Source organism: Burkholderia sp. JKS000303 (genome assembly GCF_002563755.1).
Taxonomy (GTDB): Bacteria; Pseudomonadota; Gammaproteobacteria; order Burkholderiales; family Burkholderiaceae; genus Burkholderia; species Burkholderia anthina_B.
In genome coordinates this window covers 1,221,179-1,235,127 of the sequence record NZ_PDBZ01000002.1, presented here as the reverse complement: position 1 = coordinate 1,235,127, position 13,949 = coordinate 1,221,179, and the positions used below count along the sequence as shown (strand labels likewise).

Sequence of the window (13,949 nt, the reverse complement as noted above, 5' to 3'; positions counted from 1 at the left end):
GGAAATATCCCATGAACGAAAATTTTGATGCCGACGTTGCGATCGTCGGATATGGCCCTAGCGGCATCATCGCCGCGCTGACCCTCGCGAAATACGGTATCTCCGCGGTGGTGTTCGAGCGGCATCGCGACATTTATCAGCGTGCTCGCGCCGTGACGGTCAACGACTGGACCATGCGGATCTTTCAGAACATCGGTGTCGACGAAGCCGTTCTGAAATGCATCGATCCACAGCGTGCGCTGCGCTGGATGCGCTACGACGGCACGGAGATCATGCGCATCGAGCACCCGCCTTCGACGCTGGGTATCCGGTCGCGGCAATTCAATATCTATCAGCCGACGATGGAAGCGACGCTGCGCGAATGCGCCGCCGTGCATGCGGGGATCGACGTGCGCTACGGCACGGAGGTCGTGTCGCTGACGCAGGACGATGCCGGCGTGACGGTGACGGCGAAGGACCTCGATACCGGCGCGGTTGCCGACACGCGCGTGCGTTACGTGATCGGCTGCGACGGTGGCAGCAGCGCCACGCGCACGATGATCGACGTGAAATTGCTCGGGGATACGATCGACGTGATGTGGATCGTCATCGATTGCCGGGTGAAGCGCTGGTGGCCGGATCGGAACCTGCTGACGTTCTGGTCGGACAAGGAGCGCCCGGTGGTCGACATCGCGCTGTCGGGCGGCAATCACCGCTGGGAATTGCCGCTCAAGCCGGGCGAGACCCAAGCGGATTTCGCGACGAGCGAGCAGGTGTGGCCGTTGCTCAAGGCGCTCGGCGTGAGCGAGGACGATGTCGAGATTCATCAGCACGCGTTCTATCGCCACCATACGCGGATGGCCGACAAGTGGCGCGTCGGGCGCGTTTTCCTGGCCGGCGATGCTGCGCATCTGATGCCGCCTTGGGCCGGTGCCGGCATGCAGACGGGCATGCGCGATGCGTTCGATCTCGGCTGGAAGCTCGCGGGCGTGCTCAAGGGGACCTTGCCCGAGCATTTCCTCGATACCTACGAAGCGGAGCGCCGGCCCAATGCGGCGTTCTACACGGAGCTCGCGGTACAGCTCGGCCGCGTCATCAAGCAGGAACTCTCGGAGGAGGAGCAGGCCGCGCTCAATGCGCAGCCTGCCGGGGAAATCGTCGAGCCTCCGCTGATCGCGCCGCCGGTGCTGAAGACCGGCTGGCTGCGCGGGCCGGTTGCCGACGACAGCATCGTCGGCCGCATGGTGCCGCAGCCGGTTGTGGGCGACACGCGCGGCGTGATGGCGCGTCTGGACGTGTTGCTGGGAGATCGCTTCGTGCTGCTGGGAGACGGCGTCGATCCCGCCACGCTGCTCACGGCGGAGGAGAAGGCGGCGTGGGACAAGCTCGATGCGCGCTACCTTGCCGTGCGTAACCAGGATCAGCATACCGAGGGCCCGGACGAACTGATCGATCTCGACGGCGTGCTGAAGCCGTGGCTGCGCAAGTACGGTGCGCGCGCCGTCGCATTGCGGCCCGACCGGTTCGTGGCGGCGGCCGATGTGAGCGGCCTCGCGGTGCAGGTCTGATGCGTCGGCGTGCCGGCGATGAAACCCGTTGCGCCGAAAACAGTACGGGAGGCCTTGTTGCCTCCCGCGATGGATCATTCGAAACGGACACCTCCCGATGACCGATACCTCCGTAGTGAATACCCTGGCCGCGCGTCTGCGCGAAGCCGAAGCGGCGTGTGACGCGATCGAGCCGGTGCGTGGCACGATCGCGCTTGACGACATGGCGACTGCGTACGCGGTGCAGCAGGCCAACGTCGATGCGCGAGTGGCCGCGGGCGAACGCATCGTCGGCCGCAAGATAGGCCTGACGTCGCTCGCGGTACAGCAGCAGCTCGGCGTCGACCAGCCCGACTTCGGCGCATTGTTCGCGAGCATGGCCTGCGGCGATGGCGAGCCGATTCCGCTCGCGCAGCTGATCCAGCCGAAGGTGGAGGCCGAGATCGCGCTCGTGCTGGAGCGCGATCTCGTGCACGAGAAGCATACGTTCGTCGACATCCTGCGCGCCAGTGCCTATGCACTGGCGGCGATCGAGGTGGTGGACAGCCGCATCCGGGGTTGGGATATCCGCTTCGTCGACACGGTGGCCGACAACGCGTCGAGCGCGCGTTTCGTGGTCGGCAGCCGCCCGGTGCCGCTCTCCGGACTCGATCTCGCCGGTTGTGCGATGACGCTTTCCCGCGATGGCGAAGTGCTGTCGCGCGGCGCCGGCGCCGCCTGTCTCGGCAATCCGCTGAACGCCGCGGTGTGGCTCGCCGACCGGATGGTGCAACTCGGCACGCCGCTGCGCGCGGGCGATGTGGTGCTCACGGGCGCGCTCGGCCCGATGGTGGCGGTCACTCAGCCGGGCGTCTATACGGCGGACATCGACGGACTCGGCAGCGTGCGGGCGACGTTCGCGTAGCGCATTGGCGTACTCAATTCCTCAGGAAATCGACATGGCTTCCACGAAACTCAAAGCGGCGATCATCGGCTCGGGCAACATCGGCACCGATCTGATGATCAAGATCATGCGGCACGGAAAGCACCTGGAAATCGGCGCGATGGTGGGCATCGATCCGAATTCCGACGGCCTCGCACGGGCTGCGCGCCTGGGCGTCGCAACCACGCACGAAGGCGTCGAAGGGCTGGCGCGTCTGCCGGTCTTCGACCAGATCGACTTCGTGTTCGACGCAACGTCGGCCGGCGCGCACGTGAAGAACGACGCATTCCTGCGCGCGCTGAAACCCGGCATTCGTTGCATCGACCTGACGCCCGCGGCAATCGGCCCGTACTGCGTGCCGGTGGTCAATCTCGACGCGCATCTCGACGCGCCGAACGTGAACATGGTGACGTGCGGCGGCCAGGCGACGATCCCGATGGTCGCGGCCGTGTCGCGCGTCGCGAACGCGCACTACGCGGAGATCGTCGCGTCGATCAGCAGCAAGTCGGCCGGCCCGGGCACACGCGCGAACATCGACGAATTCACCGAGACGACGTCGAAGGCGATCGAGGTGGTGGGCGGCGCCGCGCATGGCAAGGCGATCATCATCCTGAACCCGGCCGAGCCGCCGGTGATGATGCGCGACACCGTGTACGTGCTGTCCGACCCCGCCGACGAGGCGAAGATCGCCGCCTCGATCGACGAGATGGCCCGTGCGGTACAGGCGTACGTGCCGGGCTATCGACTGAAACAGACGGTGCAGTTCGACACGATTCCCGCGTCCGCGCCGCTGAACATTCCGGGCCTGGGCCGAGTGAGCGGACTGAAGACCTCGATCTTCATCGAGGTCGAAGGCGCCGCGCACTACTTGCCTGCCTATGCCGGCAACCTCGACATCATGACGTCCGCCGCGCTCGCGACCGCCGAGCGCATGGCGCAGTCGCTGCAGCGCATGAGCGCGTAAGGAGACCTTCACCATGAGCAAGAAGTTGTACATCTCTGACGTGACGCTGCGCGACGGCAGCCACGCGATCCGCCACCAGTACTCGATCGCGAACGTGCAGGACATTGCACGCGCGCTGGATCGAGCCAAGGTGGACAGCATCGAGGTTGCGCACGGCGACGGGCTGCAAGGATCGAGCTTCAACTACGGGTTCGGCGCGCACAGCGATCTCGAGTGGATCGAGGCGGTGGCCGACGTGGTCGAGCACGCGAAGATCGCGACGCTGCTGCTGCCGGGCATCGGCACGATCCATGACCTGAAGGCCGCATATGACGCGGGCGCGCGGGTCGTACGCGTCGCGACGCACTGCACCGAAGCGGACATCTCGAAGCAGCACATCGAATATGCGCGCGAACTCGGGATGGACACGGTCGGCTTCCTGATGATGAGCCACATGACCACGCCGGAGAACCTCGCCGTCGAGGCGAAGAAGATGGAAGGCTACGGCGCGACCTGCATCTACGTGGTGGATTCGGGCGGCGCGCTGACGATGAACGACGTGCGCGACCGGTTCCGTGCGGTGAAGGCGATGCTGAAGCCGGAAACGGAAACGGGCATGCATGCGCACCACAACCTGTCGCTGGGGGTCGCGAACTCGATCGTCGCGGTGGAGGAGGGGTGTGACCGGATCGACGCGTCACTCGCGGGGATGGGCGCAGGCGCCGGCAATGCGCCACTCGAAGTGTTCATCGCGGCGGCCGAGCGGATGGGCTGGAACCACGGCACCGATCTCTACACGCTGATGGACGCGGCCGACGATATCGTGCGGCCGTTGCAGGACCGTCCGGTGCGAGTCGATCGCGAGACGCTCGCGCTCGGCTATGCGGGCGTGTATTCGAGCTTCCTGCGTCATGCGGAAGTGGCCGCGAAGAAATACGACCTGAAGACGGTCGACATCCTGGTCGAGCTGGGCAAGCGCCGGATGGTCGGCGGCCAGGAGGACATGATCGTCGATGTCGCGCTCGATCTCTCCGGGCGGTAGTGGTCGGCTGCCGCCATACGCCTCACGCCAATAACAAGAACGCCTGACCTCGTGACCGATTCGTAAAAATAAAATCATGTTTGGAGACTTGAATGAAAAAGGAATTGGCAGCCGTATGTATAGTAGTCCTTCCAGTTGGTTCGGCCATCGCGCAAAGCAACATCACGATGTACGGCTTGCTCGACGCCGGTGTTGCGTATGTTTCGAATCAGGGAGGACACGCCGTTGCAAAGTTTGACGACGGGATTCTGGTGCCCAACCTGTTTGTTATCAGTGGCACCGAGGATCTCGGCGGTGGAACGAAAGCGATCTTCAAGCTTGAAGACCAGTTTCAGCTCGGCTCGGGCGTGACTATGCAACCGGGCATCTTCGGCCGCAATGCGTACGTCGGACTCGACGATGCACGTTTCGGCAAGCTGACGCTGGGGAACGTCTACGAGTTCATGTTTACGTCGCTCACCGAGGCTAAAAACACGCCGGGACTGATCTCTGGCGGCCTCTATAGCGTCGCGGCGGGCCCGTTCCAGAATCTCGGCATTCCGCAAAACCCGACGGGCTGGTTTTCGTGGTCCCGAACGAATGGCGTTCCGATCAACAATGCGGTGAAGTACCAGTCGCCGCAGATGGCCGGCTTTTCGGTCGGGGCGCTGTATTCGTTCGGCGGCGTCGCCGGGTCGTTCGGATCGAACTCGGGAACGAGTTTCGGCCTGAACTACGATCGTGGCCCGTTCGGTTTCGGCGCCGCGTACACCGAGCAGAAGTATCCCGGCTCGGTCAATGGCACGCCGCAGATCGCCATTCGAAACTGGGGTGTCGGCGCGCACTACGCGCTGGGCTCAACGCTGAACTCGGCAAGCTTCGTGACGGTGCGAAACGTGCAAACCGGCGCCTATGCGTATGCCGCACAACTCGCCAGCAACTGGCAGATCACGCCGGCTGTTTCACTCGGCGCGAGTTACATGTACATGAAAGGGAACGACGTTCTCCACGGCAATCACGCCAATCAGTTGAACGCGATCTTGGGCTACTCGCTGTCGAAACGCACGATGGTCTATGCGGAGGGCGCGTATCAGCGTGCCAACTCCGGCGCACACGCCGACATCAACGGAATCCTGAGTCCTGCCGGCTCGTCGAGCAGCGCTTCGCAGGCGATCGCGCGGGTTGGCATACGGACCATGTTCTGATTGAGCGAACGACGAAAACGGGGCATCCGGATGGCCGGCATTTCGACTGTCCCGGTTGCTCCATGGCATGGATGAATTGACACGCCCGGATTTTCTGAACGCAGCGCCGTTGCCCGAAAGTGGCGTCCGGATCGCCATGCAAACCGCATGACGATCCGGGCTCGCGGCGCATCATGAAAAGGAAGCGACACACATGCAAGACGATGCGAACAACCGGATCAATCGGCAGGCTACGGAGCACGACGATGCGGCGGATCGCCCGAGCCGCGACGACGCGCGTGCGTCGCCATGGAGCCGGCGGCATTTCCTGAAACTGGCGGGCGCGTCGGTCGCATCGGCCGGCATCGTGTCGCCAGCGATCGCGATGCAGCCCGCGTCGTCAGCGCCGGCCGCCGGTCAGCCCGCGCCCGATCGCACCGTGGCGACGGTCGCGCCAGCGACGCCGCCAACCGGCTACAACATCCTGTTCATCCTGACCGATCAGGAGCAGCACTTCGACCGGTGGCCGTTTCCGGTGCCGGGCCGCGAACGCCTGCGCCGCGAAGGCATCACGTTCGACAATCACCAGATCGCCGCATGCGTGTGTACGCCGTCGCGTTCGACGATCTATACGGGGCAGCACATCCAGCACACGCGGATGTTCGACAACTGCGGGATTCCCTGGCAGGCCGACATGTCGACCGACATCCGCACCATCGGCCATATGATGAAGGACGCCGGCTACCACGCGACCTATCTCGGCAAGTGGCACCTGTCGAACAAGTTCCACCACAATCATTCGCCGTACGACGTGCCGGTCGCCGAGTACAACAGCGTGATGAAGTCGTACGGCTTCGACGACTATGTCGGCGTGGGCGATCTGATCGGGCTCGTGCGCGGCGGCTACACGTATGACGGGATGACGGCCGCGTCCGCGGTGTCGTGGTTGCGCAGCCGCGCCGAACAGCTCGATGGGGAACACAAGCCGTGGTTCCTGGCGGTCAACCTGGTCAATCCGCACGATGCGATGTTTCTGAACACCGATCCGCCGGGCGGCAACCAGCAGAACGCGAAGCGTCCGATGCTCGGCAATGCGCGCCCGCCGCGCGACGCGATCTACGAAGCGCAGTGGAACGTCCCGCTCGCGCCGACGCATGACCAGCCGTACGACGCGCCGGGCCGCCCGGCCGCGCACGGGGTGTACAACAGCGCGGAAGGCGTGCTGGTCGGCGATTACGCGCTCGACGAAGCACGACTGAAGATCTACCAGGACTACTATTTCAATTGCATCCGCGATTGCGACACGCACGTGGTCTGCATCCTCGACGCGCTGCGCGAGCTTGGGCTCGACCGGAACACGATCGTCGTGATGAGCTCGGACCACGGCGATCACGTCGGCGCGCACAAGCTGGTCGGCAAAGGGCCGACCGCGTATCGCGAACAGAACAACGTGCCGCTGGTCATTCGTCATCCGGCCTATCCGGGCGGCAAGCGGTGCCAGGCGCTGACGTCGCATATCGATGTGACGCCGACGCTGCTCGGCCTGACCGGGCTCGATGCGGCCGCCATTGCGAAGATCGCCGGCCCGGCGGTACGCGGCAACAACCTCGCGCCGCTGCTGGGCGATCCCGAGCGTCATGCGCCGGACGCGGTGCGATCGGCAGCGCTGTTCAATTACGCGATGCTGCTGTTCTACGACAGCGAATGGCTCGCGCAGGAGGTTGGCGTGCTGCGCGAGAAGGGCGTGCCGCCCGACGAGCTGCAGCGCCGCGTCGCGCAATATCAGCCCGATTACCGGCATCGCGGCATGATCCGGAGCGTGTACGACGGCCGCTATCGGTTCTCGCGGTATTTCTCGGCGACGAATTTCAACCGGCCGGATTCGCTCGATGCGCTGTTCGCGAACCACGATGTGGAACTCTACGACCTGCGCGACGATCCGCACGAACAGCGCAACCTGGCGCTCGCGCGGAAGGCGAACGGCGAGTTGCTGCTCGCGATGAACGCGAAGCTGTCGGCGAGCCTCGACGCGGAAGTCGGCGACGATCGGGCCGATATCCTGCCGATTCGCGACGGCCGTGTTCAGTTCAACTTCGGCCGGCACGCGTGACCGCGTAGCCCGTCTCGCACGCACCGGCGCCGATACTTGGTGCCGGTGCGGATGCTTCGTGCGGGTGAGCAAGCCGTTCCCGTCGTCGTCTTCATCCTCATTCGGACTCGTCGGCGCGTTCGCGTCCGTTCGCCCGTCGTTGCGCGCGTCGACCGATGCGGTGCGTGATTGCATGGCTGCCAGCTGGGTCCGGCACCGAATCCCGGCCCGCGGCACCCTTGCCAGCCGTTGCGGCGTGCAGAAACGGCGAAGCGCTTTCTCGATGGCCACCCTGAAATCAAGTGGAGAATCGAAGCGCTAAATCAGGCCAAAGCGGATGCCCGGGGTGTCAGTCTCGAACTCCTGCGCGAAAGCGAGACGATGCGTGAGCGCCGCGAGGTAGCAAGTGAGAAGGGGATTGATTCAACGGAACTGTTTTGGAGTTGCATCGCTGACACCGCTGAAGAACTCGACGCGATGCTGGAACGCCGTGACGCCTCGCTCAAACAAATCTTGGGCCTTTGAGAGCGGAAAACAGCAGCGAGGCGATCGCCACTTTTCTGCCGCACAGGGCATATGTGCTGGCAGCAAACAACTTTCTGAATATTTATTCGCCAGTGCTCAACTTGAGCTTCTCTTCGTCGATTATTCTCTGGCGCTCAGACTGAGGCAACGAGGAAAAGTTCGTACCGTCGGGCATTTTTCCGAGCTTAAAAAGAAGGCTGCGAAACGCCTTTTGCGACACAATCCATTCGTTTAACGAATCGTTGAGCCTTTGATTCTCCGTGGAAAGCTCCGCGAGTTTCTTCTCGGCTTCGTCTGCGCGTTGCTCGGCATCAAGAGCACGCTGGCGCGCGCGTCGTGCATCGCTCTGCGTCGCGAGGCGTCGGGCGACGGCGGCCCGGGTTGGCAATACGATGCGTGCGCGATGAAGATCCTCGAAATCGAGCAGGGCTTTCAGTCATATGAGAAACCGCCGCGCTCGCCGGAAACGCCGACGCTACCGGGCGAGCCTCGATAACGCCGCTTGCCCGTCCCGACTCATGCGGGTTTCATTGCGTTTTCGAACCATTGACCTCCGTCAACACCCGTTTCCGGCGCGCGCCGATGATGAACACACATCCGAACGCCGCTTGCGCGCCGGATCATCCAGCGAGGTCGGTATGTACACGAACATCATGGTCGCCGTGGACGGCAGCCCTTCGTCGAATCGGGCACTCGACGAAGGCTTGAAGATGGCCAGATCGTGCGGCGCACGCCTGTTCGCCGTGTTCGTCGTCGACAAGTCGCTGCTGATCACGTATGCCGGGCGACTGGACCCGGACGCGCTGCTCGCCGATGTCCGGCGGGATGGCGCGGCGGTTCTGCGAAACGCGGAACGAGCCATCTCGCACGCGGCCGTCAACGGCGATACGGAAATCATCGAAACGGAACTCGGTCAGGATATCGCCGAGCGGCTGCAGCGCTATGTCGCGGATCATTCGATCGATCTGGCCGTGATCGGTACGCACGGCCGACGCGGTGTGCGGCGGCTGCTCCTCGGCAGTGTCGCCGAACGTTTCCTGCGCGGATCGAGTTGTCCGGTACTGCTGGTGCGTGGTCACGATGGCGCACAGGCCGCCGGTGCGGCCGCCGGGCATCGCGCCGCAGGGTGATCACCATGCAAATATCCTTTCCTGTCGAACATCCGACGTACTGCGGCCTGGACCCGGCGCTGGCCTTTCCGGCGCTCGTCGAAGGTCGCCGCGTGCGCTGCACGATCACTGCGGAGGCGCTGGAAGATCATTTCCGCGCGGCGTCGCCCCGCGAGCAGGATCTCGTGGACGCGTTTGCGCGTCATCGTCCGGCCATCGAACGCGCGGCGCGCTGCCTGCTGGAGGCAGTCGGCGGTCGGCCGATCCTGCTCCATAGCGGCTACTTCCGGTTCTGTACGTAATCGGTCGCCGCCTTTGACCCGCATCAAGCACGTGCCGGTGCGGGCAGGTACGCTGGACTTCGAAAGATCATTCGTCCCTTGCGCGGCATGCCGTGCCATCCGATCTTCATTGCGGTTTGTGCGGTCGGGACGAAGGCGCCGGCCGCACGTCATCCGTATGAGGAGTGCGAATCATGAGCAATCGGACGCGTTACGATCCGTTTTCGATCGAACCCGTGTCCGACCTGTTTCAGGGACTGGCATCGTGCCGAGCGTCGCGGGCGGGAGCGGCGTGGCGGCGAATTCGCGGGAACTCATTCGGGTCGCGAGCGCCGCCATCAGCGGCACGCCGTCGTCGAGCATCGGGCGCGGCAGGTCGACGATCGCCGACGACTCGCCCTGGGGCGACGCCGGTTGCGCCGCGGGTGCCGGCGAATAGGCCAGCAGTTGCTGTTCGGTCATGCGCGTCTCCTTGAAGCGTGATTGCGCGTGCCTGGATCGTCGCGCATCGGCGATCTCACGATAAGACGGCCGCGCCGCATCGGTTGACCTGTATCAGCGATCCGGGGCCGCACATGTGCAAATCTGGTTGCGTGCGGCGAACAGGCGCGCCGCGGCTCACAGGAGAGCAGACGATGAAAACCGACAGGCAGTTGAAGCAGGACGTTCAGGATGAACTGGAATCCGACCCGTCGATCGACGGGACGCGTATCGGCGTCGAGGTAACCGACCGGATCGTGACGCTGTCGGGTCACCCGCCGAGCTATGCGGAGAAGCTGGCGATCGAGCGCGCGGCGAACCGCGTGGCGGGCGTCAAGGCGCTCGTCGTCGACCTGACCGTACACCTGCCGGACGACGACGTGCACACCGACGAGGACATCGCGAAAGCGGTGCGTTCCGTCCTGCACTGGACGGTGGGCCTGCATGACGACGCGGTCAAGGTGCAGGTCGAGCGCGGCTGGATCACGTTGTCCGGCAAGGTCGACTGGGCGTACCAGAGCCACCTGGCCGTGCGCGCGATCTCGCAGATGCGCAGCGTGACGGGCGTGACCGACCACATCGCGGTACAGGGGGCGGTCGGTTCGGACGACATCGGCGGCAACATCAAGCGCGCGATCATGCGTCACGCGGAGCGCGAAGCGAAGCACATCGCGGTCGACGTGCACGACGGCACGGTGCGGCTGTCCGGCAAGGTCGGCTCGTTCTCGGAGCGCAAGGCCGTGCGCGGTGCCGCGTGGTCGGCGCGAGGCGTGCGTGCCGTCGTCGACGACCTGGTGGTCGAGTGAACCCCGCACGCGGCCGGCGGACGGGCGGCCCGCGGCGATCCAGGAGGGCAGTCAGATGACACTGTCGGGCGAACTTCACACAGCGGACTGGTCGGTCGCGATCGAGACGATCGCGGCCGAAACGGGCGGCTTCCGCTGCCGGATCCACGTCACGCTCACGTCGCCGGATGGCGTGTGCGAGCGCACATTCGAGCACAGCAGGATCCATGCGGTCGAGCGCGACGCCGCAGTCGACGCTCTGCGAGCCGGAATGACGTGGATCGAGATGAGGAAGTCGAATACCTTTACGGTCTGAACCGGCGCGGCGTCACCACCCGGCGATGCTCCACGTCACGCGGCCTTGAGCACCGACAACCGCAGCGCCCTGGCGAAGCGGGCGAGCGTGGCAACCGATCCCGTCACGCTTTCGTAGCGCTCGCGCCTGATCTGTCCGTCGAGTATCACGAGCATGCCGGCGTCGCGAGCGAGTGCGACGAGTGCCTGCGTGTCGAGTACTTCGGCGGCGGACGGGTTGTCCGGGGCGGTGCGGCAGGAGGCATCTGACATGGCGTCTCTCCTCGTGCCGGCGAGCGGTATGTCGTGCAACCGTTCTCGGCGCTTTCAGTATCGAGGCCGCCGCGGCGCGATTCAATCAGTCTCTCCCGAAGCTGCGGTAGGAATCGTGCAGATGCCGTCGGCGGATGCCTACACGGCGCGCGGCTTCGAAGAAGCATTGCAGCGTGCCGGCGCGCGTTGCCGACGCCGCGCATACCAGCTTCCGATCGCGTGCCAGATTTCCGCGGCGGATTCGCAATACGCGAACAGCTCGAGGTCGCGGCGGTCGATCATGCCTTCGTCCGCGAGAAATGCCAGGTCGACCGCGCGGCGCCAGTATGCTTCGCCGACGAGAATGACCGGCAGCGGCGCGATCTTGCGTGTCTGCAGCAGCGTCAGCACTTCGAACAGTTCGTCGAACGTACCGTAGCCGCCCGGGAAAAATACCGCCGCCTTCGCGCGCTCGAGCAGGTGCAGCTTGCGAATCGCGAAATAGTGAAACCTGAAGCAGAGATCCGGCGTGATGTACGGATTCGGCGCCTGTTCTCGCGGCAGCTCGATATTGAAGCCGATGCTCGGTGCGCCGCGCTCGTAGGCCCCTCGGTTGGCTGCCTCCATGATGCCGGGGCCACCACCGGTCACGATGGCGAGCCGCGCGGTGCGCGTGCATCGGTTGGCGTGGGCGACGATGCGCCCGAACGCGCGCGCGACGCGGTAATACCCGCTGTGCTCGACGAGCCGGCTCGCGATCGTGACGGCGCGCCGCCGGCGCGGGTCGTGCGGGCGCTCCGCGAGCAGGCGATTCGCTTCGGCCAGCCGCGCCTTTGCGACGGCCGGCGCAACGATGCGCGTGCTGCCGTAGATCACGACCGCATGGCCGATGCGTTCATTCTGCAGACGCTCCTCGGCTTTCCAGTAGTCGAGTTGCAGCCGGATGCCCCGCATGCTTGCGCGCTGCAGCAGCGTCGCATCTTCATCGGCCGGGGTGCGGTTCGGGCCTTTGGCGATGTGCCGAACGCGACGCGGGGTGCGTCGCAGGCCGTCGTTGCCGTTCGTCATGCCGGGGAGAACGCGTTTGATCATGGTCGACACGCGTTGAAGGGCCGCGCGCCGGTCACTGGCTCAACACCCATTGCACGAGCCGGTGCGCGTCGTCGGGGGAAAGCGGGCCGCCGCGATCGATCGCGGACGGCATCGGCGTATCGCCCCAGTGCACGCGGCCGCCGACGCGCAGCTTGCGTTCGAGCATCTCGCTGGCATGCGGATCGTTGCGATACCGATCCGCAATCTTGTGGAACGATGGCCCGAGGAACGTCATGTCGGGCGTATGGCAGAACATGCAGTGCTGCGCGTCGACGAGTTCGGTCGGCTCCGGCACGGCCGTTTGCGCGGCGGCCGTGCCGGCCGTCGCGGCAATCACGCAGAAGGCGGCGCAATGCACGATGCTCATGTTCGTTTCCTCGTCGAGATCAGGAGAAGGCGATCACGTCGTCGAGCGGGCGGCGTGGCGAATGCGGCGTATGCGGGCCGCGTCCGACGCGCAGCAGCAACTGCGGCTCGCCGCGCAGGCCGAGCATGTGGCGCAGATGGGTGCGCAGCTCCGTCGTCTCGATCGGTTGATTGAGGTACGACGCGGTATACCCCGCGCGCGTCGCGACGAGCAGGATCCGCTCCAGCGCCTGGCCGGCGGCGAGCCACGCTTCGCGATCGTCGCGCACGGTCGCGATGCAGACGATCAACGGCGATGCGCCGACGAGCTGGTGATGCAGTGCAGCCAGCCCGTTGCCGAGATCGAAGGTCCGGACCGCCGTCGTCACGACGGGCGCCGCGAAGTCCAGCAACGCCGGCACGCCGGCCGCGAATGCCGGCATGCCGTCCACGTGCCGGCGCGGATCGATCCAGCTTGCCAGCTCGCGGCGGAAGCGCGGGTCCGCGAACTGCTGACGATCGGCCTGCGCGACCAGCTCGGCGACGCGTGCCCGATGCGCGATCGAGTCGACGCACGCGATGTCGGCGCCTTCCGCGATGCCGGCTGCGATCAACGCCTGCTGGATCTCGTCCGGAACAGCCGTCGATTCGAATGGCGCGCGCGTCGTGACGCGGTCCGCAATCGCATCGAACAGCGCACCGAGCGACGCATCGGAATAGCCGTCGTCGCAAACCCGGACGAGCGCAAGGAGATCAGGATCGACTTCGGAAGGGAACGTGCCGATCGTGTGGGCGAGCCCGGCGTGATTGAGCGCGACACGCAGGTTGAGCAATGCCGCGCCGCAGCTGATGATCAGCTCGCGATCGAACGGATCGACGACGGGCAACGCGCGAACGCGGTCCGCGCAGACCGAAATCGTGGTGCCGTTGACCAGGAAGCGCCAGGGCTGGGAGTTGTGGCTGGACGGCGCCAGCACCGCGTAGCCCAGCAGCGACCTCAGGTGATGGCCGGGATGGGCGCTTGCGGCAAGCGGGGGAACGGATATCATTCGATCGTCTCCAGGTCGCCGCTCGGGCGGCGAAATGCCACTTCATCGTGTC

General features: G+C 65.2%; 16 protein-coding genes and 2 pseudogenes. 13 read left to right on the top strand and 5 right to left on the bottom strand.

The features are described 5' to 3' along the window. Positions 1 to 11: 11 nt before the first annotated feature. The 11 genes and pseudogenes from BX604_RS27665 to BX604_RS38665 form a co-directional block, all read left to right on the top strand. The gene (locus BX604_RS27665; RefSeq protein WP_098553944.1) at positions 12 to 1,547 is read left to right on the top strand and encodes a bifunctional 3-(3-hydroxy-phenyl)propionate/3-hydroxycinnamic acid hydroxylase; all 1,536 of its coding nucleotides are present in this window, start codon (positions 12 to 14) and stop codon (positions 1,545 to 1,547) included. 97 nt (positions 1,548 to 1,644) lie between these two features. Further along, positions 1,645 to 2,430, top strand: a complete 786-nt coding sequence (mhpD, locus tag BX604_RS27660) for a 2-keto-4-pentenoate hydratase (RefSeq protein ID WP_098553943.1) — start codon at positions 1,645 to 1,647, stop codon at positions 2,428 to 2,430. A 34-nt stretch (positions 2,431 to 2,464) separates the two neighbouring features. Further along, positions 2,465 to 3,412, top strand: a complete 948-nt coding sequence (locus tag BX604_RS27655; RefSeq protein ID WP_098553942.1) for an acetaldehyde dehydrogenase (acetylating) — start codon at positions 2,465 to 2,467, stop codon at positions 3,410 to 3,412. 13 nt (positions 3,413 to 3,425) lie between these two features. After that, the gene (gene dmpG, locus BX604_RS27650) at positions 3,426 to 4,433 is read left to right on the top strand and encodes a 4-hydroxy-2-oxovalerate aldolase (RefSeq protein WP_098553941.1); all 1,008 of its coding nucleotides are present in this window, start codon (positions 3,426 to 3,428) and stop codon (positions 4,431 to 4,433) included. A gap of 92 nt (positions 4,434 to 4,525) precedes the next feature. Continuing rightward, a complete protein-coding gene (locus tag BX604_RS27645) occupies positions 4,526 to 5,617 on the top strand; it encodes a porin (protein ID WP_098553940.1) in 1,092 nt (363 codons plus the stop codon). A 193-nt stretch (positions 5,618 to 5,810) separates the two neighbouring features. Next, complete coding sequence (locus BX604_RS27640; protein ID WP_098553939.1) at positions 5,811 to 7,706, top strand: sulfatase-like hydrolase/transferase; 1,896 nt, start codon at positions 5,811 to 5,813, stop codon at positions 7,704 to 7,706. A gap of 228 nt (positions 7,707 to 7,934) precedes the next feature. Then, positions 7,935 to 8,210: a DUF6388 family protein gene (locus tag BX604_RS27635; RefSeq protein ID WP_098553938.1), complete on the top strand. Its 276-nt coding sequence runs from the start codon at positions 7,935 to 7,937 to the stop codon at positions 8,208 to 8,210. A gap of 250 nt (positions 8,211 to 8,460) precedes the next feature. Then, positions 8,461 to 8,706 (top strand): hypothetical protein, encoded by a 246-nt coding sequence (locus BX604_RS27630; RefSeq protein ID WP_098553937.1) that lies wholly within the window; start codon positions 8,461 to 8,463, stop codon positions 8,704 to 8,706. A 142-nt stretch (positions 8,707 to 8,848) separates the two neighbouring features. Further along, positions 8,849 to 9,340, top strand: coding sequence for a universal stress protein (locus BX604_RS27625; RefSeq protein ID WP_098553936.1), 492 nt, complete (start codon positions 8,849 to 8,851; stop codon positions 9,338 to 9,340). A 5-nt stretch (positions 9,341 to 9,345) separates the two neighbouring features. Then, the gene (locus tag BX604_RS27620) at positions 9,346 to 9,621 is read left to right on the top strand and encodes a DUF1488 domain-containing protein (RefSeq protein WP_098554087.1); all 276 of its coding nucleotides are present in this window, start codon (positions 9,346 to 9,348) and stop codon (positions 9,619 to 9,621) included. Positions 9,622 to 9,794: 173 nt separating this feature from the next. Then, a pseudogene (locus BX604_RS38665) lies at positions 9,795 to 9,860 on the top strand (Hsp20/alpha crystallin family protein); the annotation flags it as partial. A 1-nt stretch (position 9,861) separates the two neighbouring features. Here the strand turns inward: BX604_RS38665 and BX604_RS27615 are convergent. Then, positions 9,862 to 10,062, bottom strand: a pseudogene (locus BX604_RS27615) (SagB/ThcOx family dehydrogenase); the annotation flags it as partial. Positions 10,063 to 10,235: 173 nt separating this feature from the next. Here BX604_RS27615 and BX604_RS27610 point away from each other — a divergent pair. Both BX604_RS27610 and BX604_RS27605 read left to right on the top strand, forming a co-directional pair. Then, the gene (locus tag BX604_RS27610; RefSeq protein WP_098553935.1) at positions 10,236 to 10,886 is read left to right on the top strand and encodes a BON domain-containing protein; all 651 of its coding nucleotides are present in this window, start codon (positions 10,236 to 10,238) and stop codon (positions 10,884 to 10,886) included. Between the two features lie 55 nt (positions 10,887 to 10,941). Then, positions 10,942 to 11,181, top strand: a complete 240-nt coding sequence (locus BX604_RS27605) for a hypothetical protein (RefSeq protein ID WP_098553934.1) — start codon at positions 10,942 to 10,944, stop codon at positions 11,179 to 11,181. 35 nt (positions 11,182 to 11,216) lie between these two features. On the opposite strand, the gene BX604_RS27600 is transcribed toward BX604_RS27605, so the two are convergent. From BX604_RS27600 to BX604_RS27585, 4 genes are all read right to left on the bottom strand, one after another. Then, the gene (locus BX604_RS27600) at positions 11,217 to 11,432 is read right to left on the bottom strand and encodes a hypothetical protein (protein ID WP_098554086.1); all 216 of its coding nucleotides are present in this window, start codon (positions 11,430 to 11,432) and stop codon (positions 11,217 to 11,219) included. A gap of 138 nt (positions 11,433 to 11,570) precedes the next feature. Next, positions 11,571 to 12,503, bottom strand: coding sequence for an LOG family protein (locus BX604_RS27595; protein ID WP_257146443.1), 933 nt, complete (start codon positions 12,501 to 12,503; stop codon positions 11,571 to 11,573). A gap of 31 nt (positions 12,504 to 12,534) precedes the next feature. Continuing rightward, entirely contained in the window at positions 12,535 to 12,870 is a 336-nt protein-coding gene (locus BX604_RS27590; protein ID WP_098553933.1) for a c-type cytochrome, read from the bottom strand. Positions 12,871 to 12,889: 19 nt separating this feature from the next. Then, positions 12,890 to 13,897, bottom strand: coding sequence for an Acg family FMN-binding oxidoreductase (locus tag BX604_RS27585; protein WP_098553932.1), 1,008 nt, complete (start codon positions 13,895 to 13,897; stop codon positions 12,890 to 12,892). Between the last annotated feature and the right edge of the window lie 52 nt (positions 13,898 to 13,949).